At 44.5% G+C, this 21,576-nt stretch carries 19 protein-coding genes; 1 reads left to right on the top strand and 18 read right to left on the bottom strand.

Going from position 1 to position 21,576, the window contains the following annotated elements:
- Positions 1–67: 67 nt before the first annotated feature.
- The 6 genes from GWD08_RS03385 to trpX all read right to left on the bottom strand — a co-directional run bounded on the left by GWD08_RS03385 (position 68) and on the right by trpX (position 5,657).
- A complete protein-coding gene (locus GWD08_RS03385) occupies positions 68–295 on the bottom strand; it encodes a hypothetical protein (RefSeq protein ID WP_159544861.1) in 228 nt (75 codons plus the stop codon).
- A gap of 19 nt (positions 296–314) precedes the next feature.
- Entirely contained in the window at positions 315–1,100 is a 786-nt protein-coding gene (locus GWD08_RS03380; protein ID WP_159548647.1) for an alpha/beta hydrolase, read from the bottom strand.
- A gap of 83 nt (positions 1,101–1,183) precedes the next feature.
- A complete protein-coding gene (locus tag GWD08_RS03375; protein WP_159548650.1) occupies positions 1,184–2,845 on the bottom strand; it encodes a ribonuclease J in 1,662 nt (553 codons plus the stop codon).
- A 175-nt stretch (positions 2,846–3,020) separates the two neighbouring features.
- A complete protein-coding gene (locus GWD08_RS03370) occupies positions 3,021–3,782 on the bottom strand; it encodes an ABC transporter ATP-binding protein (protein ID WP_159544866.1) in 762 nt (253 codons plus the stop codon).
- Positions 3,779–4,648 carry an ABC transporter permease gene (locus GWD08_RS03365; protein WP_159548654.1) on the bottom strand — a complete coding sequence of 290 codons (870 nt, stop codon included), beginning with the start codon at positions 4,646–4,648 and terminating at the stop codon, positions 3,779–3,781. The genes GWD08_RS03370 and GWD08_RS03365 overlap by 4 nt, the downstream gene beginning before the upstream one ends.
- 13 nt (positions 4,649–4,661) lie before the next feature.
- Positions 4,662–5,657: a tryptophan ABC transporter substrate-binding protein gene (gene trpX, locus GWD08_RS03360; protein WP_159564233.1), complete on the bottom strand. Its 996-nt coding sequence runs from the start codon at positions 5,655–5,657 to the stop codon at positions 4,662–4,664.
- 328 nt (positions 5,658–5,985) lie between these two features.
- Here trpX and GWD08_RS03355 point away from each other — a divergent pair, with 328 nt between their 5' ends.
- Positions 5,986–7,650 (top strand): Rqc2 family fibronectin-binding protein, encoded by a 1,665-nt coding sequence (locus GWD08_RS03355; RefSeq protein WP_159548792.1) that lies wholly within the window; start codon positions 5,986–5,988, stop codon positions 7,648–7,650.
- Between the two features lie 319 nt (positions 7,651–7,969).
- Here GWD08_RS03355 and budA read toward each other — a convergent pair whose 3' ends face one another.
- From budA to GWD08_RS03295, 12 genes are all read right to left on the bottom strand, one after another.
- Positions 7,970–8,689 (bottom strand): acetolactate decarboxylase, encoded by a 720-nt coding sequence (gene budA / locus GWD08_RS03350; protein ID WP_159564231.1) that lies wholly within the window; start codon positions 8,687–8,689, stop codon positions 7,970–7,972.
- An 11-nt stretch (positions 8,690–8,700) separates the two neighbouring features.
- A complete protein-coding gene (gene alsS / locus GWD08_RS03345; protein ID WP_159544874.1) occupies positions 8,701–10,377 on the bottom strand; it encodes an acetolactate synthase AlsS in 1,677 nt (558 codons plus the stop codon).
- A gap of 108 nt (positions 10,378–10,485) precedes the next feature.
- A complete protein-coding gene (locus tag GWD08_RS03340; RefSeq protein WP_159564229.1) occupies positions 10,486–11,715 on the bottom strand; it encodes a tetratricopeptide repeat protein in 1,230 nt (409 codons plus the stop codon).
- A complete protein-coding gene (locus GWD08_RS03335) occupies positions 11,705–12,886 on the bottom strand; it encodes an AI-2E family transporter (protein WP_159544878.1) in 1,182 nt (393 codons plus the stop codon). The genes GWD08_RS03340 and GWD08_RS03335 overlap by 11 nt, the downstream gene beginning before the upstream one ends.
- Before the next feature lie 2 nt (positions 12,887–12,888).
- Positions 12,889–13,407 carry an NUDIX hydrolase gene (locus tag GWD08_RS03330; RefSeq protein WP_159544880.1) on the bottom strand — a complete coding sequence of 173 codons (519 nt, stop codon included), beginning with the start codon at positions 13,405–13,407 and terminating at the stop codon, positions 12,889–12,891.
- Between the two features lie 461 nt (positions 13,408–13,868).
- Positions 13,869–15,608 (bottom strand): glycosyltransferase family protein, encoded by a 1,740-nt coding sequence (locus tag GWD08_RS03325; protein ID WP_244295474.1) that lies wholly within the window; start codon positions 15,606–15,608, stop codon positions 13,869–13,871.
- Complete coding sequence (rfbB, locus tag GWD08_RS03320; RefSeq protein ID WP_159564227.1) at positions 15,605–16,651, bottom strand: dTDP-glucose 4,6-dehydratase; 1,047 nt, start codon at positions 16,649–16,651, stop codon at positions 15,605–15,607. The genes GWD08_RS03325 and rfbB overlap by 4 nt, the downstream gene beginning before the upstream one ends.
- A 351-nt stretch (positions 16,652–17,002) precedes the next feature.
- Entirely contained in the window at positions 17,003–17,596 is a 594-nt protein-coding gene (locus tag GWD08_RS03315; RefSeq protein WP_159564225.1) for a dTDP-4-dehydrorhamnose 3,5-epimerase family protein, read from the bottom strand.
- The gene (rfbA, locus tag GWD08_RS03310) at positions 17,596–18,465 is read right to left on the bottom strand and encodes a glucose-1-phosphate thymidylyltransferase RfbA (RefSeq protein ID WP_159544886.1); all 870 of its coding nucleotides are present in this window, start codon (positions 18,463–18,465) and stop codon (positions 17,596–17,598) included. The genes GWD08_RS03315 and rfbA overlap by 1 nt, the downstream gene beginning before the upstream one ends.
- A 182-nt stretch (positions 18,466–18,647) precedes the next feature.
- Positions 18,648–19,745, bottom strand: a complete 1,098-nt coding sequence (locus GWD08_RS03305; protein ID WP_159544888.1) for an NAD(P)/FAD-dependent oxidoreductase — start codon at positions 19,743–19,745, stop codon at positions 18,648–18,650.
- A 180-nt stretch (positions 19,746–19,925) separates the two neighbouring features.
- Positions 19,926–20,717, bottom strand: coding sequence for a Nif3-like dinuclear metal center hexameric protein (locus GWD08_RS03300; RefSeq protein WP_159544890.1), 792 nt, complete (start codon positions 20,715–20,717; stop codon positions 19,926–19,928).
- The gene (locus GWD08_RS03295) at positions 20,704–21,390 is read right to left on the bottom strand and encodes a tRNA (adenine(22)-N(1))-methyltransferase (protein WP_159564223.1); all 687 of its coding nucleotides are present in this window, start codon (positions 21,388–21,390) and stop codon (positions 20,704–20,706) included. The genes GWD08_RS03300 and GWD08_RS03295 overlap by 14 nt, the downstream gene beginning before the upstream one ends.
- Positions 21,391–21,576: the final 186 nt, after the last annotated feature.

Here is a 21,576-nt window from a genome sequence, read left to right as displayed (position 1 = left end):
TTCTTGCGCAAGCGCCTTATCGTGTCTAGTTAATGTCTTTTACCAGCTAGCAAACCAAGAAGCACTGTTATTGGTCTTGGCCACTAGTCACTACCTTATAAAATGTGACCAGTTGGTCGGTCACAGCAGCCAGGCGATTGGCCAAGGCCGAATCACTGTGATTGGTGTAGTAAATCAGTCCAAAACAAACAATTGCTAGGACGAGGAAGGTCTCGACCAGGCGCCATACAAGGCGCCAAACCAGACCTATGATGGCCATAGGTAGCCCCAAAATCAAACGGATCACTGTTTTCATTGCTAGCTTTCCCCTTTAATTAAGACAGACGCTCTTCTTTGACATAATCAATGGGCAACCAGTCTAAAAAGGCTTCTAGCTGTTGATTCCAATAATACCATTCGTGCTTGCCGTGGTCTGTGTGATAATCAATCGCAAGGCCAGCCTTTCGCAGATCTGCTACTGCTTGTTCATTGCCGGCAAATAGAAAATCTTCATAGCCGCACCAAGCATAGAATTTTGTCTTGCCATCACTTGCTTGTGCCAAATGAAGCAAAGAATGCTGCTCAAGATTTTCTGGTGTTAAGGGGCCAAAAACGCCTTGAAAATAGCGTTTCTCCTGCTCACTGAGCTGCTGCAAGAGCCTATCAGGCTTACCAAGTGCCCCTGAAAAGGAGCCAGCACAGGCAAAACGATTGGTGGTCAAAGCTAATTTATAGGCGCCATAGCCACCCATCGATAGACCTGCTATAAAGGTTTTGGCTCGCTGTTTGGTCATGTTGGGGAAAAAGCCCGCTAAAACCTGGGGCAATTCATGGGCAATAGCCTGGTAGTAATGCATCCCGTACTGGGTATCAGTATACCAGCCTAGATCCGTTGAGGGCATCACCACAATCATATTGGTATGCCGCAACAAGCGTTCAATATTGGTTCGTTTTTGCCAAGAATTTTCATTGCCAGACATGCCATGTAATAAATACAAGACGGGAATATCCGTATCACCACGGTCTGCTTCTCTTAGTTCGGACTGATCAGGATAGATCACATTGACCTGACGCTCCATATCCAGCACTTCTGATCGGTATTCAATCTTAATTGTAGCCATAGCTAACCTCCCTTAAGTGATGAGTGTTTGAAGGCAAGGGTCATGCGCCTAGCACAGCCTTTGCTTCTTCCATCAGCTCTTGACTAGCGCACTTCCATAACGACTGGTAAAATCGCTGGGCGCCGTTTGGTTTGATCAAATAAGTATTTTGATAATTCGTCGCGGACAGCCCCTTTTAGTTCCCCCCAATCAAAATTCTCACGTTGCAGGTAATTATCCACTGTAGTATTCACTAACTCTGCACTCTCACGCAAAATGTCTCGGCTCTTTTTGACATAGACAAAACCGCGGGTATTGATTTTGGCCTTGGAGACAATCCGTTTTTCACGTTTATTGACTGTGATCGCTACGATAAAGATGCCATCTTCTGAGAGAACTTTGCGATCACGCAACACGATATTGCCCACATCCCCGATAGCATTTCCATCAATCATCACATCACTAGCTGGAACACTCCCTTCATGTAAGAAACCATCCTCATTTAGAGACATAATGTCCCCACGTTTCATGAGATAGATGTTTTCAGGTAACATGCCAACTTCTTCGGCTAGTGCTGCATGGGCCGCTAAATCACGGTATTCCCCCTGAATGGGAAAGAGATATTTAGGACGGGTTAGATTGATCAATAACTGCAGGTCGCGGCCATTGGCATGTCCTGAGACTCTGAGATTTTGTGAAATTAATTGGACGCTACCGCCAGCCTTGTAAATGAGGTTTTCCACACGCGCCACCATGGCTTCTTTTGAAACATTAGGAGTGGTAACGATATAGACCAAATCCCCTTCTTTGATTTGCACATAACGATGACGGCCAATCGCCATTTTTTGCAGATTATTGAGAGGTTCACCCATGCGACCAGCTTCTAGAATAATCAGCTCATGGTCCTCGTATTTTTGCATGTCCTTGGGTTTGATTAATAATTTTTCATCCACAAGGGTTAATTTTTTGAGGCGAATAGCTGTGCGGATAATATTTTCCACATCCGAACCGGTTAAAACAACTCGGCGTCCATGGCTAGCGGCTGAATCGAGTACTTGCTGGATACGCACTAAGTTGGAAGCGACAGCAGCGATGATGACTCGTCCTTGCACATCACCAATCACACTATCCATCTCATCGCCCACTTCTGATTCGCTGGCAATTTGGACATTGCTGGTAGCATTGGCAGAGTCAGAAAGCAAAGCGAGTACGCCTTCTTTGCCGAGGTCTGCAAGACGCGCTAGATCCGTTTGATAATACTTACGTGCTGTCTGGTCAAATTTAAAGTCTCCCGTATAGACAATTGCGCCTTCTGGGGTTCCAAGAATAATACCTAAACTTTCTGGAATAGAGTGGGTCGTCTTGAAAAAGGAGACCAGGGCATCTTGAAATTCGATCTCTGTGTCGGCATCAACCACATGGAAATTTTTGAATTTCTTAACGTTATTGTTGCTTTTAACAAACAGTTTAGCCAATTCAATGGTTAGTTCTGAACCAAAGACTGGCACGGGTACTTCCTGAATCAGATAGGGCAGAGCACCAATGGCATCTGCATGACCATGGGTTAAGAAAATCCCCTGCACCTTATCTTTGTTTTCTACGAGGTAATCTAGATTTGGGATAACAACATCGACCCCAAGCTGTTCATTTTCGGGGTACTTTAGCCCGGCATCCAAGATAAACAACGATTCATTGATTTCTACTAGGTAAAAATTCTTACCATATTCACGAACTCCCCCCAAGGGGATTATTTTTATATCACTCATGATACTCCTTTATTTGATAAATTATTATTACAAACGGTCCTTATGATTTTAGGGTTATTTAAAATGATAAGTCGAATTACTGCTTCGTAGTTTGCACTACAATCTCCTTAATTATATCATAAATCACTCGTTTTTTTGAAAAAGGCCTAGCAAAAACAGCAAGAAGTAGCACAGATTACTCAAAAAATTGAAAGTAGTCCTGCAAATGCAGCTCAGCTTTTTCAGATTGATAAAGGTCTTGAACGATTTGCCCATTGCGCATGACCAAGACACGATTGCCATAGGCAAGAGCATCTTCGAGATGATGGGTAATCATCAGTGCGGTCAGCTGGTCTTTTTGAACGAAGTCCTCGGTCAATTGCATCAAAGAACGGCTAGTTTTGGGGTCAAGAGCTGCTGTATGTTCATCAAGTAGCAGCAATTGTGGGCGTTTGAGCGTAGCCATTAATAAGCTTAAGGCCTGACGCTGACCACCCGATAAGAGACCGGTGGCGGTCTCTAAGTGGTGCTCTAAGCCATTACCTGTCTTAGCCAGCAATTGCTGATACTGGGTGTGATGTTGGCCTAAAGAACGCCTGATCAAGCGCCGTTTAGCACCGCGCTGACTCGCGATGTGTAGGTTTTCAAGCACTGTCATACGCGGGGCTGTTCCCATCTTAGGGTCTTGAAAGACACGGGCCAAATACTTGGCTCGCTGCTGCGCAGACAAAGACGTGACATCTTCTCCCTTGATCAAAATACGACCGCTTGTTAACGCCAGAGTGCCTGCAATGACATTAAAAAGAGTTGACTTACCAGCTCCATTACCCCCTAAGACAGTTATAAAATCATGCTCATAGATGGTGAGGTTGACATGATTTAAGATTACTTTAGGATCACTTAGACCATTGTGCACACGGACGGTGGCATCTTTTAGTTCTACTACTATTTCTTTCATCGGGTCAACTTCACTCCTTTAAAAATTGCCGCTTTTAATCTAGGGACCATCAAACAGCTAGCCAATATCAAGGCACTGAACAATTTTAAATAGTTAGTGTTAAAACCAAGTGCTATGACGCTAGCAATTAAAAATTGATAGAAAATGGCACCCACAATAATCGCGATTAAGCGTTCTAGCAAGGTTAATTCTACAGAATAAACCACCTCACCAATGATTAGACTGGCTAGACCAATGACGATAACACCAATGCCCTTTGAAACATCGGCATAACCGTCTTGCTGACTCACTAAGGCTCCAGAGATAGCAATCAGCATGTTGGAAACCGTTAATCCAAGAATTTCCATCCGATTAGTGGCAATGCCAAAACTTCTGGCCATCTCAGGGTTATCACCCGTTGCGATGTAAGCCTGACCCAGATCCGTGTACAAAAAGTAGATTAAGCCCGCAATCAGTAGTATGACCAGAGCTAAGCCCATGATGAGACCATTAAGCTGATCAGAAAAAGGCAGATAGTCTTGTAAACGGGTCACTTGATGTAGGCCCAGATTGGCTCGGCCCATTATCATTAACATAATGGAATGACAAGATGTCATCACTAAAATCCCAGCAAGGAGGGTGGGGATTTTACCCTTGGTATATAAAAGACCAGTGATTAGGCCAGTTGCTCCCCCAGCTAGAGCTGCAAGCAGCATGGCTAAAAAAGGAGACAGACCAGCATTCAAACTAGTGACCACAACTGCGCCACCCAATGGAAAGGCGCCTTCTGCTGTCATATCAGGAAAATTCAAAATGCGAAACGTTAAGAAAATACCAAGTCCTAAAACACCCCAGACCAGGCCTTGCGAAACAGAAGATATAATCATTAAAACACCTTTCTTAATGTGTTACAGTTGGCAGACGTTGATAGTTCGTTGATTCCGGTAGAGGGATCTTCAATGCTTCAGCGACTTGGCTATTGACCAAGGCTTGGCCATCATCGACCACCTCAATGGGAATATCCTTTAGCTTTTTGCCAGCAATCAATTGCTTGACCTGCTTAGCCGATTTGACCCCTAACTGATATTGATTTTGAAAAACACAAGCCAAGCCCCCTGCTTTGACCATGGTGTCCACACTAGGGAAAACCGGTAATTGCTGCGCCTGAGCTATCTTGACAACAAGAGGAAATGCTGAGGCGATGGTATTGTCTTGCGGGATAAAAAGCGCATCAACAGATTGAGCAAGGACTGTCATTGTCGTTGCGATCTCGTTGGTTGAAGGGACCGCATAGGGCTTGACATGGTAGCCTCTAGCTTCGGCTTTTTGGGTAAAAGCAGCCACTTGTGATGCCGAATTATCTTCGCTACTGGCATAGAGCACACCAATAGTCTTTAGCTGAGGCAGCAAGGACTGCATCAGGTCAAGCGTTTTGGTTATCGGAAGCTGAGTGGCAAGCCCCGTCACATTACTCCTTGGCTGCCCCAAGTTCGTGACCAATTTCGCCCCAACAGGATCAGAAACAGCCGACATAAAGACTGGTTTTTCTTTGGTGGCATGGGCTAGCGCTTGGGCTGCTGGCGTTGCAATACCAATGACAAGATCGTTTTTGCTGACCAATTGCTTACTCATGGTTTGCAATTTATTTTGATCACCTTCGGCATTAAGCACCTCTACATGAATCTGCTTGCCCTTGGGCAGGTCGGCTTTTAGCTCTGCGATGGTCCCAGCACAAATCTGATCCAAGGCCTCATGCGTCACTAATTGCAAGATCCCAACCCGAATGACGGATTGATGCTGCAAGTCTTTCACCGTGGGCTTGGGCTGATACCAGATAGCCCCAAGAACCAGACAAACTAGGGCAAAAAGCGTTAATATTAGGGGTTTATTTTTCATCAAAAATCCTCACAATCACGAAAACTTAGCGAAAAAGCGCTTAGTAGTTTACTACTAGGCGCTCTCTTGTTATTTGAATAGCTAGCGCATAGAGACAACAGTTAGAGGTACACTAAAAGTTGTATCTATGAACTCATAAACACAACCTATCTATGCCAGCTTTGCCAAAAATGTTTTAAAAGTGTGTTCATCGGTGCTTTCATCCTTACTCGTTTTTTTCAATTATAACGTAAATACGATAAATTGCAAGTCGGACTGCTGCCTTTGAGCAAGAAGCTGTTAAAAATGTGGTATAATGAAGGAATTAGAATTCAGAAAGGGAGAAATCATGTCCTTTGACGGCTTTTTCTTACATCATTTAACCAAGGAATTAAAGAATCAACTGCTTTTTGGTCGTATTCAAAAAGTCAATCAGCCCTTTGAGCGTGAGCTGGTCCTAACTATCCGTAATCATAGACAAAATTATAAGTTGCTGCTCTCTGCCCATCCGGTTTTTGGCCGTGTCCAAGTCACCAAGGCTGATTTCAATAATCCGGCTGTTCCTAATACCTTTACGATGTTAATGCGCAAGTATTTACAAGGCGCCTTAATTGAATCCATCAATCAGGTTGACAACGATCGGATCTTAGAGATTGGGCTTTCTAATAAGGATGAGATTGGTGATGCTGTCCAAGCAAGACTGATTGTCGAAATCATGGGCAAGCATAGCAATATTATTTTATTGGACCGCGCCAGTGGCAAGATTATTGAATCAATCAAGCATGTCGGATTTAGTCAAAATACCTACCGAACCATCTTACCAGGCTCTGACTACATTGCCCCGCCACCAACCAAGGGGCAAAACCCCTTTAGCATTTCCGACCAAGCTTTGTTTGAAATCTTACAGACTGAGTCTCTTACGCCAAAGAACTTGCAGCAGCATTTCCAAGGGTTGGGCCTAGATACAGCAGAGGCCTTGAGTCAGGTATTAGCCAGCGAGCGATTGAAAGCATTTCGGGCTTTCTTTGCCCGTCAGACCAGCCCTTGTTTGACTGAAAAAGGCTTTGCCCCCATCCAGCTGCCTGATGCCCGGCAGGATTTCTCAAGTCTATCTGAGCTGCTTGATCATTATTACCAGGATAAGGCAGAAAAAGACCGCATCCAACAGCAAGCCAGTGACCTGCTGCATCGCGTGCAAGCTGAGTTGGATAAGAATATCAAAAAATTAAAAAAACAAGAAGACGAATTAAAAGCGACCGAAGATGCTGAGAGCTACCGGCAAAAGGGCGAACTCCTCACAACCTTCTTACACCAAGTTCCAAACAATAAAGACCAGGTTGATTTACCCAACTACTATACCAATACGAGATTGACCATTGCTCTTGATAAGGCATTAACGCCCAGTCAAAACGCCCAGCGCTATTTTAAACGTTATCAAAAACTCAAAGAAGCCGTTAAACATCTCAAGGGCCTCATCCAAGACACCAAGCAAAGCATTGCCTACTTAGAGAGTGTAGACTACAATCTCTCCCAAGCAGGCATGGATGAAATTGAAGATATCCGCGAAGAATTGGTCGAAGCTGGCTTACTCAAACAGCGCACACGTGATAAACGGCAAAAACGTAAAAAACCAGAAACTTACCTAGCTTCAGACGGTCAAACCCTTATCTTGGTTGGCCGCAATAATCTGCAAAATGATGCCTTAACCTTTAAAATGGCTAAAAAAGGCGAACTCTGGTTCCACGCCAAAGACATTCCTGGTAGTCACGTCATTATCAAGGATAATTTAGATCCTAGTGATGAGGTTAAAACAGACGCCGCCGAATTAGCAGCTTACTTTTCTAAGGCAAGGCTGTCTAACTTGGTTCCGGTTGATATGATTGAAGCTAAAAAACTACATAAGCCAAGTGGTGCAAAGCCAGGTTTTGTGACTTACACCGGCCAAAAGACACTCCGAGTCACACCGGTAGCCGAAAAAATCAAAGCTATGGCCATTAACAAGGACCAAAGGTAGGCGGCTGACTGGCAGAGCTGGAGCTGCAATTAACAAGCCACATCAGCCCTACCTAAGCAGCCCTAGTGCTCACAAGAGCCCCCACTCAGCAATTGGGCTTTATGTGAGCAAACACTACTGAATTAGAGCCTGGCGGCATTGCTTAGGCTCTTTCGCACTAGGAAAACAGCAAAAAAGCTAGAAACCCTGGAATCGCTAAACTTTAGTTTTTTTAACTAAAGCCTGCTATTCTAGAGTTTATCTAGCTTTTTTTATAATATTGTCCTTACTTTAAATCATTTCAGCTGACACATACTACCTCAATCATGTAAGGCGTGGCCTATTCGGATTGCGTAATGTCCTCACGCAAACTGTCAACATCAAATCGCCGATCTAAAAAGGCTTGATTCTGGCGAGGAAAATCTTGTTCCAAGGAATCAAGAATACCAATTTCTACCTGCCCTTCCTCCAGAACAAAATCCATGACGTGGCCGCCAAAGCTGTGATCCTTGGATAAGAAATGCAAGTGGTAACCAGCAACACTCACGCCATGAAACAGTTCTGGCGTCCAAAAGCCTACTAGGACCCCTTCAACTGCTGTCTGCTGAAACTCAGGTTGCTGGCTGGCCACTTGGGAAAAGCGGGTCCCTGGTGCCGTTTTGGGTATCATGCGCACATGCATGTGCTGAAACGTCCCTTTAATCTGGATACTGTAAAAAAGATTGCGACTGGGAAAAGCAGTTTCTAACTTTTCTTTTAAGTCACTATCTGTCACAGGCGTAGCTTGATAAAAAGCCTTGTCCGCCCGATGCTTTGCAACAGCGGCATAGGGGACCATTTCTGTCCCATTTAGGGCCAGAACCTCTGCCTGTGAGCCTGTGCCGATGGCTTGGTAGGCTTTGCCCTGATAAATAATCAATTCGCCATCAATGCTATCAAGCGTCCCGATCCCAAAATCTCCGTGCGCTAGCAATTGCTCAAGCGAAAGTGTCCCTTCATACAAGCCGGCCATAAGTGCAGCTAGGGTATTATGTTGAAATAAAGTGTTTTTATCTGACATAGGGCACCTTCTTAATAAAACTCATCTGGTAAGATTGTCTCGCCTAATTGGCCATTATCCTTATAATCGATTGGAATATCAATCAAGATGGGGCCATCTTGGGATTCCTGAATGGCTTTAGCAAGCGTTTCTTTGAATTCTTCTTTGCTCTTGACGCGGTAGCCTTTGGCACCAAATGCTTCGGCATACTTGACAAAGTCAACGGCGCCCAATTGAACACCAGAAGAACGATTATATTTCATCACTTCTTGGAATTCCACCATGTTGTAGCGGCCATCATTCCAGATCATGTGGACAATTGGCAGCTTGCGGCGAACTGCCACTTCGAGTTCTTGCGCAGAAAAGAGGAAGCCACCATCACCTGAGACAGACAAAATAGTGGTGTTGGGACGAACCAAGGCTGCTGCAATCGCCCAGGGGAGGGCCACACCAAGGGTTTGCATTCCATTTGAGAAAAGCAGGTGACGGGCTTCATAGGATTTGAAATAACGGGCCATCCAAATGTAATGACTACCAACATCAACAGTGACAGTCATATCATCCTTGGTTTGCTCTTGCATCACTTCCATCACATCCAGTGGATGAATCAAACCATCCTTGGACTTGCGGTCAAACTTCAAATCCCCATCCAGATTTTTTTTGAGATTTTGCAAGTATTCGACTGAGCCTTCTGGCAATTGGTAGCCGCGAATGGCTGGTAACAATTGATCCAAGGTATCTTCAATGCTCCCAATCAACTCACGCTCAGGTTGGAAATAGGTGTCAATTTCTGCCTGAGCCACATCAATAACAATGGTGCGAGCTGAAAATTCAGCATTCCAGTTGCGGGCCTCATATTCAATCGGGTCATAGCCAATAGCAATGACAAGATCAGCTTTTTTCAGCAACATATCTCCTGGTTGGTTGCGAAATAAGCCAACACGGCCAAAGAAGGTCTCTTCTTCTAAGTCACGCGAGACAATCCCAGCACCCTGGAAGGTTTCAACAACGGGTAATTTAACAGCTTCCAACAAGCGGCGAATCGAGGCGGTGACTTTTTCAGAAGAGGCACCATTACCAAGCAAGAGCACTGGTAAGACAGCGTTGCGAATAGCTTGCGCTAAGTAATTAATATCTGCCACCGAAGCAGAACCAAGTTGTGGCGCTGTCAGAGGTTTAATCGCTTTGACAGAAACAGGGCTGTCTGTGACATCCTGTGGAATAGAGATAAAGCTAGCCCCTGGTTTACCGGCTTTGGCAATGCGGTAAGCATTGGCAACAGTCTCTGATAAGGTATTGGAATCATGGACTTCCACAGAATATTTGGTAATCGGCTCAAGCATGGCTACGTTTTTCATGGATTGATGGGAACGTTTTAACAAATCCCCACGCTTCACCTGACCACCAATGGCTAAGACGGCATCCCCTTCAGCTGTTGCCGTCACTAGACCCGTCGCAAGGTTAGAGATTCCTGGTCCACTGGTGGCAATGACGACACCTGGTTCTCCGGTGATCCGACCAATACCTTGGGCCATGAAAGTAGCATTTTGCTCATGTCTAGAGACGATCAATTCTGGACCCTTGTCCTCTAAGGTGTCAAAAATCCGGTCAATCTTGGCACCAGGAATCCCAAACACGTATTTGACATCATGATTAATCAGGCTGTCAACCACAAGGTCAGCACCATACATTTTTTCTGATTCAGTCATTCGCTTACTCCTTATTTCACAATATATTATCTATTATAACACTATTGTTATCAAACTTCTTTTCATTTATTTGTGAATTTTTTCATCACGTTTTCAGCTATTTTTCACTCACTCTAGTTGATCACGCAAGGCCTGCATATTAATGTCATCAGGCACAAGAGCCAAATAGGCACTTACAACCTGGGCTGCATCTTGCAAGTGGCCAAATTCCCGTAAAATATAGGCATACTCCTGTAAAAATTCCGGATTGGTCTGCAAATCAGGAGCTAGCGCTTGGTAGGCAAAAAGGGCTTGCTCCTGGTCTAGTTCATGATAGGCCTTAGCGATATTCCATTTGGTTAAGACCTGGTCCAGCTGGTCGTGATCTAGGGCAATTAAATCCTCATAGCGTTCTTGATCAAGATAGAGTGACGATAAGCGCAGCTCAATTTCTTCTAAATCATCAGCAACTTCTTTAGCTTTTAGCAAATAGTCCTCGGCTAATTGAGGATCATGGGTTTCAAAAGCCAGTTGTGAACCTAAAAGTAAAAGTTGACTATCAAAGGCATTTTTGCGTAAACCTTGTTGAACGACACGTAAGGCCTCTTCTGGCTTTAGGTCATGGTGCAGGCTTTGGGCATAGAGCCACTCATAACCAGGATAAGCAGGGTTAATGGTATCAACTTGCTTAAAATAGAGATTGGCTTTTTGGTATTCTTCTTGCTCAAAATAAAGAGTCGCTAATGCCAAAGCTGTGCTATCTTCATACTCAATGGACAGCGCTTTTTCTAAAAATTCAATGGCCGCTTCAAATTTCCCCAAATGGGCATAGGCTTTGCCAATTCGCTCATAAGTCGAAAGCCCTGTCTGGGCCAAAATCTCACGATTATCAAGTGCAGCATAATGGGTGATAGCCTCTTGGTAGCGCTCAAGCTCCATTTCTAACTCTGCTAAACCCAATAAAATCAGCGGGTCCTGGCTATAGTGACTAGCTAAGAGGAGTTTTTCATGGGCAACATCGGCCAAGCCTTCCATATCATACAGGTCAGCCATGACCATGAGGGCCGTGGGATAGTTAGGATCATCCTGGGGCAGTGCATCCAAATAGAAAAAGGCCTGGTCCATGTCACCGTCTTCTGCCAGAATCTGTGCTAAGTTGATATTTGCTTCGGGATAATCAGTGCGAACCTTTTCAAAGGCACGCTTGGCATCATCTAAATACCCCATTCCTTGCAAATACTCGGCGAGAGCCAAGAGACTGTCTGAGGGGTCTGATGCTAAAGCCCGCTCAAAATATTTGGCTGCTCGAGCAAAATCATGCCGATCTAAGGAGGCAAGCATTTTTTCACTATTCAACATGATCTGCCTTCTCCTCTACAATAATCTTTTTATCCACATATAAGTTGCTGACCCCCTTATACCATTCAAACAGTTCTTTTACAATGACTTTGATTGAAGCATATATCGGAATGATTAAGAAGACGCCCCAAACACCAAACATCGCTCCTGCGCCTAGCAATAAAAACATAATCGTAATCGGATGGATACTTAATTTATTGCCAATAACCAGTGGGGTCACAAAGCGGCCCTCAATGGTCTGTTCGATGGTAAAGACCACCAAAACTTTGACCAGCATAAGTGGACCTTGTACTAAACCCATGATGACAACTGGGATCATCGCAAGAAAGCTACCCAGATAGGGAATCATGTTCAAAAAGCCGGCCATAATCCCAAAGGTAATCGAATAGCGTAAGCCAATAACACTAAACATAATGGAAAACATAATACCAACAGTGACCGCAACCATAACCTGCCCCTGCACGTAACCGGATAACTGTTTATTAATATCACCCAAAATGCGGCCGACGGGTAATCGTAAGCCAGTTGGCAAAACATCTACCAAGCCATCTTTCATCTTGCTGCTATCACGCAAGAAATAAAAGAGAATAAAAGGTGAAATGATAATGGATACCGTAATACGCGCGATAGTCCCTGCTAAGGAACCTGCCCAATTAAGGGCGTTTTTAGAAATGGCTTCGGCATAGCCAATGGCCTTTTGGCCAATACTAGTCAGCATATCCTGGAGCTGCGCGTGGTAGTTGACCAACCACTTGCTTTCAAGTAAATGATTGATTTCCCGATTGACGGTTGTGATATAGTTAGGCAAATCACGGAAAAAAGTCGTCATCTGCTCTCCAATCATCGGGATCAATCCAGCAAAGCCCCAGATTAAAAGAAGAACAATCAAACCAAACACAATAAAAATGGACACTGTTCGGCTGGGACCTAGTTTTTCAATCAGATCAACCAAGGGTTTGGTCAGGTAATAGAGAATGGTAGAAATGACCAAGGGTAAGATTAAGACAGCGATAAAAGATGAAGCCTTAGAAAAGAGAAAAGAAATTTTTGTAAAGACCAAGATGGTCAAAAATAAGAGCAATAAAACAATGAGGGCATTAGCTGCCTTATTATTTAAAACCCATTTATAAAACCAAGTCTCTTTGGGATCTTGGTCATTTAAAAATTGCATAGCTACAATACTCCTTTCTCATTAGTGCTTGCATGGGTGCCCCTGCCATAAAAGCTTACTTCTTTGTCTAGCAAATGATTGTCTTGATCATAGCAAAATTTAGCAGAAAAAAAGGGGCGATCTTCTAGAATCCATGTTAAAATCTCATAGTCTCCTTGCCAAGTAGGTTTTTCTAAGACTTGCTCATAGGGGACCCACTCTAGTGTGCCTTCGCGAGAGTCACTATCAGCAATCAATTCCCCTTCAAAATCCGTTACCTTAAAAACATAGGTATACCAATCTTCGTTTGGGGTAAAATTGGGAAAGGTAATCACGCCGCGAAAGGACATGTCTTTGACCTGCAGGTGCGTTTCTTCATAGATTTCTCGAATGGCACAGGCATCAGGTGTCTCCCCTGCTTCTAATTTGCCACCAACAGAGATCCATTTACCAGCATGCACATCATTTTCTTTTTTATTGCGATGCAACAATAATAAAGACGTTCCATTATCAATGTAGCAAATTGTTGCTAATTTGGTCATCTCTTGCCTCATCTCTTTCTATTTACTTTTCTACTATTATACCAATCTCTACTCAGATTGCGAATGATTTATTGAAAAAGCATGACAAGAAATGGTAGCCTGATGCTCTTATCCATAAAAAGCAAAGTGTTAACAGCCAGCAAAAAAGCTCCTTATAAGAAGGGCTCTGCCATTTCTGGAGTCGCTAAGGTCACGCCAGGGTTTTGTAAACTCCTCTTAATCGCTCTAAAAATCACAAAAGAGGAAACATTTTTGGAAGGCCACTGAAAAAGTGAGTTCTACAGTTCAACCAAAATGAAAAAAGAGGAATCTATCTCCTACTTAGGTAGATTCCTCTTTGCTTTGCCCTATTTTTACTTTGTTAGCTGTCCACCACTTTCTTTGACAACAGATCGCAATAAGAAGGTTGCTAGCTTAGCTTGCTAAGCTAGAGGGGTTAAGACAGAGTGTACACGGGGTGATTAGTCCTTACTTTTTTTAAATCCCCAAAGGATAACCAAGAGCCAGCTCAAGAACTCCAAACCAAAGCTCAATTTTTGCAGGGGCGTTTTTTGATAACTAATGTGGACATGACCACTTCTTTGGACATGGATTTGAGCTAAGCCATTATTTAGGACCTTTTGCTGGTGGTGCGGCTGGTGGTTTTTAGCTCTTTTTGAAATTTCGTTTTTTGATAGGGGCACAGTTGCTAAGGCCGGCTGACTTCCTTTGGCGCCTTGAGAATAGGTGGCCCGATAGCCTTTGTACCAGATGCGCGGAAGCTGCACTGTGGCAGGAGCGTGATCCAGGCTAATGTCAAAATCAAGCTGGTTATAGGCCGTTTTGAGCTTGGATAGGTGATAGTTGCGACCCTGCCGCTGAAATTGGCTCAAAGCTGCTTTTTGATTGGCCTTGTGGTGGTCCACATCTACTGTCAAATACTCCATCCCTGAAAAGCCATCAATGTTATTAGCACCAGCATAGGCCTGTTTCATTTGACTTTCCATTGAGTGATTATAAGCAACTGCTGCTCCTTGGTTTCTCAGAACCACCATGGACATATACATGGCAAAGCCAATGAGAAAGTATTGGATGGCTCTTTTTAGGGAACGATTGTCAATGGCGAATATTAAAAGAGCCAAGCTAGGAATAAAGGTCAACAGGCGTCCCGGCCATTGAAAGACACCAAGTGGGCTGTATTTCAATTGATTCCAGGGGAAAACAGAAGAAGCCATAAGTAGTAAGCCTAAAATCAGAGCAGCTAGCCTTTTACTTTGCACGCTCAGCCTTGGCCATTTGACCAATTGGCTCGAAAGCAGCAAGGTCACAAAGATAATCAAAGGAGAATGGTAGGCAATACTGATGCCACTTGAATTACTATCAAAGAACATCTGCAGGATTTCATAAAAACTCCGTGCAGCGCCAGACATCCCCATGAAGGGCCGGGTGGTCCAATTGGCATAAAAGACTTGGCTATGCGTTTGCTCCAGCAATTGTAGCCAAAACCCAATGCTTAATACCAGGCCAAGTAGGCCACCTTTAACACATTCGAGTAGCTTTTGCCAGTTTAAATACTGATAATTTAGTGCCAAGAAAAAGAGGGACATGATTGCTAGAACCAGGGTTGAGATAATGTGCGTTTGGATCAATAAAGCAATCACAATGCCTAATAAGAGCGCTGCTTGGCGATTTTCAAAGACAATCTGATAAATAGCCAGAATCAAAAAAGGAATCAAGGGAGTGACAGCTGTCATGCCATAGCCAAAATTGGCATAGACCAAGGGAGGGTACAAGGCTAGTACAAAGGCCAAGCTTTGGTTGTGACTGATGGTCCTAAAGACGATAAAAGTCCCATAGACACTAACCAAGGTCAAAAAGAAAGCATAACCAACATAAGCAAAGGTGATGGACTTGGTCAAAAGAAAGAGACCGGCCGGTAGATAGAGCAGCCATTGGCCATAGAACATCGGAACAGCATAGCCCACACCATTACCAAAAAGAAAATTCAAATTAGGAAGGAAATCGCCATGGCGCAAGGACTGGGCGAGCCCTGCAATGCGGGCCATATGAAAGGCAAGGTCAGAATCCTGCCTAGTGATGACTTGGTAGGAACAAGCGATGATGACAACTGTATACAAAAAGAGTAGAGCAAAAGGCGCTGCTACTTTTTTGTCATGTTCTTTGTTTAGTGAGTAATCATTATGAAACACATCAAGCCTCACTTTAGTATCTCTTGGGTTTTAGCATAGTTAGCTTCGACCTCAGCTTTTTCTGCTTGCCACCATGCTTGATGGTCACGATACCATTTGATGGTTTCTTCTAAGCCTTGTTCAAAATTGGTAAATTCTGGTTGCCAGCCCAGCTCTTCACGTAGCTTAGTGGCATCAATAGCATAGCGCAAATCATGGCCAGCTCGGTCTGTCACGTGATCATAAGCGTCTTTGGGCTGCCCCATTTTCTCAAGGATGAGTTCTAAGACTTCTTTATTGCTTTTCTCACCATCTGCACCAATCAGATAAGTTTGGCCAATGACTCCTTTTGTCAAGATTGCCCACACTCCAGTTGAATGGTCATTGGTATGGATCCAGTCACGGACATTCTTTCCTTCCCCATAAAGTTTTGGTTTGATACCTGATAAGATATTCGTAATTTGGCGGGGAATGAATTTTTCAATATGCTGGTAAGGGCCGTAATTGTTTGAGCAATTGGAAATGGTCGCTTTGACACCAAAAGAACGCACCCAAGCTTTTACAATCAAGTCAGATGCCGCTTTGGTGGAAGAATAAGGCGATGAGGGATTGTAATTGGTTTTGGCAGTGAATTTTTCCCCTGGACCTTCTCCGTGTCCAGGTAAATCTTCGCGCAGCGGCAGATCACCATAAACTTCATCTGTTGACACATGATGAAAACGCAAATCAAATTTGCGGGCTGCTTCTAACAAGGTGTAGGTCCCGATAAAGTTCGTATGAATAAAGGGGCTTGGGTCTTTAAGGGAATTATCATTATGACTCTCAGCTGCGTAGTGAACAATAGCATCCGCATCAGCTGCAAGCTTATTGACCAATTCTGCATCAGCAATATCGCCTACAACAAGTTTGACCCGATCACCAAGAATGGCTTCAATGTTGGCGCGATTTCCAGCGTAGGTTAATTTATCCAGAACGGTCACTTGGACATCAGGGTGGTTATTATAGAGATAATGCACAAAGTTAGAGCCGATAAAACCAGCCCCCCCTGTAACGATAATCTTTTTATAGTCTGACATAGTTATTTCCTTAACAATATTTTTTAATGCCTTACTTTCTAGATGCTGGTTCAAACACCCCAAAAAGCAAATCAAAGCACTTGGTTTTTAGAAGCAAAAGCCATACGACAACACTTGTCCTGACACGTCAAGCTTTCCTAAGGTTAGCTGCGTGAGAAAGCTTGGGTTACAAAGCTATTAGGCTTTTTGCTACCATATGTTTTGCTCTAAAAATAAGCTTGGCAGAGCTGTTGCTTTTCATCAAAGCGAGTGCTGCAGGTTAGTGGCTTTTAGACCAACTGGTGGTCGCGCTAGCTATTTCACAGCCTAACAGCCCACCACTGTGTGCTTGTTACTAGCAAGTAAAGAAGGCTAGCGTGCGGTTATAATGAGCGGTTTTACATCCTGTAAAAAGGGATGTTTTTTATCTGCCGCTGAGACTTCAGCAGCTGACAGATTTTGCCACTCAATCCCGAGGCTTGGGTCCGCGTAATTCACAAAGGCGTATTTGGGTTTGAGTTCAAGAGCCCAATAATCATTGACCAAATAGCTGTAAGACACCGTATCTGTCAACACTTGAAAGCCATTGGCCACACCGCGCGGGACAAAGATACCTTTTGAGGCATCAATGATTGCTTGATAGGTATTACCAAAACTCTCGCCTTGGCGTAAGTCAACCCAAGCTCCTAATACTTTGCCTCCGTCAGCTACTGAAATGTACTTGTCCCATGGTTCTGCATGCAAGCCCCGTAGGACATTTTTATGTGAAAAGCTAATGTTATTTTGCAGCTTGCCGGCCGCAAAAAAACTTTCTGGAAAGCCCAGAGGTAGCATTTTTTCCTTTTGAAAGTTTTCTTTAAACCAGCCACGGCTATCTCCATGAACTGGAATATCAAATTCGAGCATGCCAGGGATTCCGCTGACGGGTCGCGCGGCTAGTGGCTTTTCAAAAAATTGTTCTGACATTACATTTCTCCAATCAAACGAAGTAGATATTGACCGTATTCGTTTTTCTTTAATGGCTGAGCTAGCTGCAAGACTTGTTCTTTAGTAATGTAGCCCATACGGTAGGCAATCTCTTCTAAGTTTGCGACCTGGGCATTTTGCAAGCGTTGAACGGTTTCGATGTATTGAGCTGCCTCAAGTAAGCTTTCATGGGTTCCTGTATCAAGCCAGGCAAAACCACGTCCCATTAATTCGACCGAGAGGTCGCCGCGTTCCAAATAGGCTTTGTTCACATCTGTAATTTCCAACTCGCCGCGCGGGCTGGGTTTGATGCTTTTAGCAATATCAACGACATCATTATCATAAAAATACAAGCCGGTTACTGCGTAGTTGGATTTTGGCTCTGCCGGTTTTTCCTCAATGGAGATAGCATTCATATCATCATCAAATGCAACCACACCAAAACGCTCGGGATCTTTGACCTGGTAGCCAAAGACAGTAGCTCCCTTGTCTTTAGCCGCAGCTTTCTGAAGGAGCTTAGTCAGGCCATTACCATGGTAAATATTATCGCCAAGGATCAAGGCTACATGATCATTCCCAATAAACTCTTCGCCAATGATAAAGGCTTGCGCCAAGCCATCTGGACTAGGTTGCTCAGCATAAGACAAGGAAATGCCAAACTCTGAACCATCACCAAGCAATTCTTCAAAACGCGGTAAATCTTGTGGCGTGGAAATAATGAGGATGTCCTTAATGCCAGCTAACATTAAGGTTGACAAGGGATAATAAATCATTGGTTTATCATAGATGGGCATCAATTGCTTAGATGCCGCCCGTGTCAACGGATACAAACGTGTTCCTGATCCGCCAGCCAGTATTATACCTTTCATAATAGGTCTCCTTCAGTTTCTATATCGTTACCATTCTACCATTTTTTAGAAGCAGTGTCATGTTTTACTGTAAGCCTGTGCAGATGACCAACAAACAATCCTAGCACGTAACACAAATACTGATCACCTTGACCTTAAGAGCTTGGTTGTCCCTCACAAGAGGCAAAAGCCAGCTTTAGTTCTTAGGCTAGAAGCGTTAGATAGGCAGCAGGATTATAAGCTTCAATCGCCATATCTAGCTCTTGATCAAGTGCCAACTTGGCCAATTGCTGTCCGATGATTGGCCCTACTGTTAAGCCGGTTGAGCCTAAACCACTTGCGACATATAGTCTGGGTTTGTTGGGTACTGACCCAAAAAAAGGTAAAAAGTCTCGAGTATAAGCCCGAATGCCTACTCGACTGGTAGGTAGAGGCGCAGTAGCTAAGGCTGGTAAAAAGGGACTTGCTTGAGCAGCTAAGCTATCAAGAATGTCTTGATCTGGACTAATATCAAAGCCCTGGTCATTTTCATGGCTGGCACCGACCACTACTTTTCCCTGTGTAAAAGGAATAATATCAATTTCTCCTTCTGGCATGACTACCGGCCACTGGTCGCTTGCTTGATTCGGTAGGTGATAATCCAATAATTGTCCTTTTTGCGGCCGGACATCTACGTGGTAACCCAAAGGTTCTAGCAACTGACCAAGCCAGGCGCCACACGCTAGGATCACCCGATCAAAATAGTGTCCTGCAATCTCATAGCCCTGGCCTTTTTGCCTAAGGCTGACCTTTTGCTGATAAAGAGGGTAACCTGCTGCTGTTTGCAATAATCGGCAAAGGTCATGCCCATCAACACGGGCAGCACCCTGGGCAACCAGGGTGCGTTCATAGCCCTTTAATTCTGGAAAAGCACCGCTAGCTTGGGCATAATCTTGCAGTGATAGCTGTCCAATAATAGGAGAGGAGTGCTGACGCTGCAAAGCGATGTGATAGAGCTCCTCTAGCTTGCTGGAATCTTTTTTTAAAACATAAACTCCAGTCTGCTGGTAAGAAGTATTAGGATAGCCATCAGCCAGCAAGTCTTGTATGAGGCGTGGGTAAAACTTGGCCCCCGCATCGGCTAACTGATACCAGGCTTTATTGCGACGCTTGGAAAACCAAGGGCAAATAATGCCCGCTGCAGCCTTGGTAGCTTGGCCAAGACCTTCATCAAATAGGACTACTTCTGCTTGTCCGAGACGGGATAAATAGTAGGCTGCGGTAGAGCCGACAATGCCCGCTCCAATAATTGCAATGCGCATCTTTCCTCCTGGTATGGGTAAGCTAAAAACACTGGCTAATGCTTTGTCCTATCTTGTTAAGGCAAGCAGACTTGAGGTTTTTGCTTTTTATGGTTTAATCATTATGACTTCCCTGATAGGGCCTTATATCTAATCCGTTGCTAACCCGCCTGAGTCTGGGGTGTGTCTTGCGGCCTGCTCCTAGGATAAGTGGCTAAAGGGATTAGTGGAGCGCTGACTGGCTAGAAAGCTGACTGACCAGCCTTCTTGTTTTTTCCATTCTTCTAATTTTCGCAAAACACCATCAATAAAGAGAACTTCAATGTGGTGACCAGGATCAATGGCCACCAGGCCATCGGTTAACATCTCATGGGCAGTATGATAATAAATATCGCCGGTCACATAAACATCCGCTCCCTTGTCTCGGGCCTGCGGATAAAATTTATCGCCAGAGCCACCACAGATGGCCACTGTCTCTATCAGCGGATTGGCCTTTCCGTAGCGCACCAGGCGGATGCTGTCTAATCCAAAGACAGTCTTGATTTTATGCGCGAAGGCTTCTAAGCTTTGGGGCTGAATATGGCCAATGCGGCCAAGGCCAAAGCCATTTTTTGTCTCAGCCAGCGGGCGCGGCTCTTCAATTCCCAATTCTTGGCAAAACCAGTCATTCAATCCACCAGGAACCACATCAATATTGGTGTGACTGACATAGACTGCAATATCATGCTTAACGAGGCTTAAGACAATATCACGCTGGGGAGAAGCAACCAAGTCCTTCAAGCCTTTATGAATAGGGGCGTGTTTTGTGATGATCAGATCCACACCACACGCGATGGCTTCTGCGACTGTTTGTTCCCGAATATCCAAGGTCACCATGACCCGCTCAACATCCTTAGTCAACCGCCCAACTTGTAGCCCAACACTGTCTCCCTCAAGGGATAAGTCTGGCGGGCAAAATGCTTCGTAGCGTTCAATAATATCACTTGCCTTCATCTTCAATCATCTCCTTAATAGCAGCCATTTTTTGGGTAATGGCTGCGCGGTCTTTGGTGCGGGCGTGGGGCACACAAGCAAGTGCCTCGGCTAATTTAACATATTCTCTGTGCCACTTGGCCTTAAAGACAGCTGTCTTGGCCTGGGACAAAAATGGCCCAAAGCGATAAGATTTAGCATCAAGCATTTGGTGGCCGGGCTGGGCCACTATAATCTCATAATATTTATCATTTTCCATAAGAATGGTTTCAGCAACAATGGCAAATTGATGGGCCACTAACCACTGGCGTAATTCATCTTCACGATTATTGGGTTGGAGCACCAGGGTTTTTACTGTCGCTAACTGGGCCTGGCCTGCTCCAAGAATATCAGCAATCAAACGGCCACCCATGCCACAGATGCTCACAGCTGTGATGCCATCTTCAGCTTGCATGGCGGCTAAGCCATTGGCCAGGCGAACCGAAATGACTTGTTGCAGGCCATGCGCAGCGACATTACGACAAGCAGATTCGTACGGGCCTTTGACAACTTCTCCAGCTACCGCTCTATCGATAAGGCCTTGGGACGCTAGATAGATGGGTAAGTAAGCATGATCACTTCCTACATCTAACAAACGGCTACCGGGAGGAATTTTTTCAGCAACAAGGCTGAGACGTTTTGATAAGTGTTCCATGGTTTTTAGACTTTCTCTTCTTCTGGCTTTAGGTTGCTTCGTGTTTTCGCAGCGGCTAAGGCAACTGGCACGGCTACTTGGTGGAAGGTAGTGCCTTCAACATCAAGCACAAGCCCTTTGAGCCTAAGGCGTGCAACCTTTTTACCATTATAGCAAAATTTGCTGCGCTCGCCCATCTCACTGCTG

The organism is Streptococcus halichoeri (assembly GCF_009870755.1).
Classification (GTDB): Bacteria; Bacillota; Bacilli; order Lactobacillales; family Streptococcaceae; genus Streptococcus; species Streptococcus halichoeri.
This window is presented reverse-complemented; position numbering and strand designations above follow the sequence as displayed.

Coding starts and splice junctions, on each gene's coding strand:
- GWD08_RS03355 (WP_159548792.1), top strand. CDS start 5,986: ATGTCCTTTGACGGCTTTTTCTTACATCATTTAACCAAGGAATTAAAG.
- GWD08_RS03295 (WP_159564223.1), bottom strand. CDS start 21,390: ATGGAACACTTATCAAAACGTCTCAGCCTTGTTGCTGAAAAAATTCCT.
- GWD08_RS03335 (WP_159544878.1), bottom strand. CDS start 12,886: ATGCAATTTTTAAATGACCAAGATCCCAAAGAGACTTGGTTTTATAAA.
- GWD08_RS03375 (WP_159548650.1), bottom strand. CDS start 2,845: ATGAGTGATATAAAAATAATCCCCTTGGGGGGAGTTCGTGAATATGGT.
- trpX (WP_159564233.1), bottom strand. CDS start 5,657: ATGAAAAATAAACCCCTAATATTAACGCTTTTTGCCCTAGTTTGTCTG.
- GWD08_RS03385 (WP_159544861.1), bottom strand. CDS start 295: ATGAAAACAGTGATCCGTTTGATTTTGGGGCTACCTATGGCCATCATA.
- GWD08_RS03300 (WP_159544890.1), bottom strand. CDS start 20,717: ATGAAGGCAAGTGATATTATTGAACGCTACGAAGCATTTTGCCCGCCA.
- GWD08_RS03370 (WP_159544866.1), bottom strand. CDS start 3,782: ATGAAAGAAATAGTAGTAGAACTAAAAGATGCCACCGTCCGTGTGCAC.
- GWD08_RS03340 (WP_159564229.1), bottom strand. CDS start 11,715: ATGTTGAATAGTGAAAAAATGCTTGCCTCCTTAGATCGGCATGATTTT.
- alsS (WP_159544874.1), bottom strand. CDS start 10,377: ATGACTGAATCAGAAAAAATGTATGGTGCTGACCTTGTGGTTGACAGC.
- GWD08_RS03365 (WP_159548654.1), bottom strand. CDS start 4,648: ATGATTATATCTTCTGTTTCGCAAGGCCTGGTCTGGGGTGTTTTAGGA.
- GWD08_RS03330 (WP_159544880.1), bottom strand. CDS start 13,407: ATGACCAAATTAGCAACAATTTGCTACATTGATAATGGAACGTCTTTA.
- budA (WP_159564231.1), bottom strand. CDS start 8,689: ATGTCAGATAAAAACACTTTATTTCAACATAATACCCTAGCTGCACTT.
- rfbB (WP_159564227.1), bottom strand. CDS start 16,651: ATGTCAGACTATAAAAAGATTATCGTTACAGGGGGGGCTGGTTTTATC.
- rfbA (WP_159544886.1), bottom strand. CDS start 18,465: ATGAAAGGTATAATACTGGCTGGCGGATCAGGAACACGTTTGTATCCG.
- GWD08_RS03315 (WP_159564225.1), bottom strand. CDS start 17,596: ATGTCAGAACAATTTTTTGAAAAGCCACTAGCCGCGCGACCCGTCAGC.
- GWD08_RS03380 (WP_159548647.1), bottom strand. CDS start 1,100: ATGGCTACAATTAAGATTGAATACCGATCAGAAGTGCTGGATATGGAG.
- GWD08_RS03305 (WP_159544888.1), bottom strand. CDS start 19,745: ATGCGCATTGCAATTATTGGAGCGGGCATTGTCGGCTCTACCGCAGCC.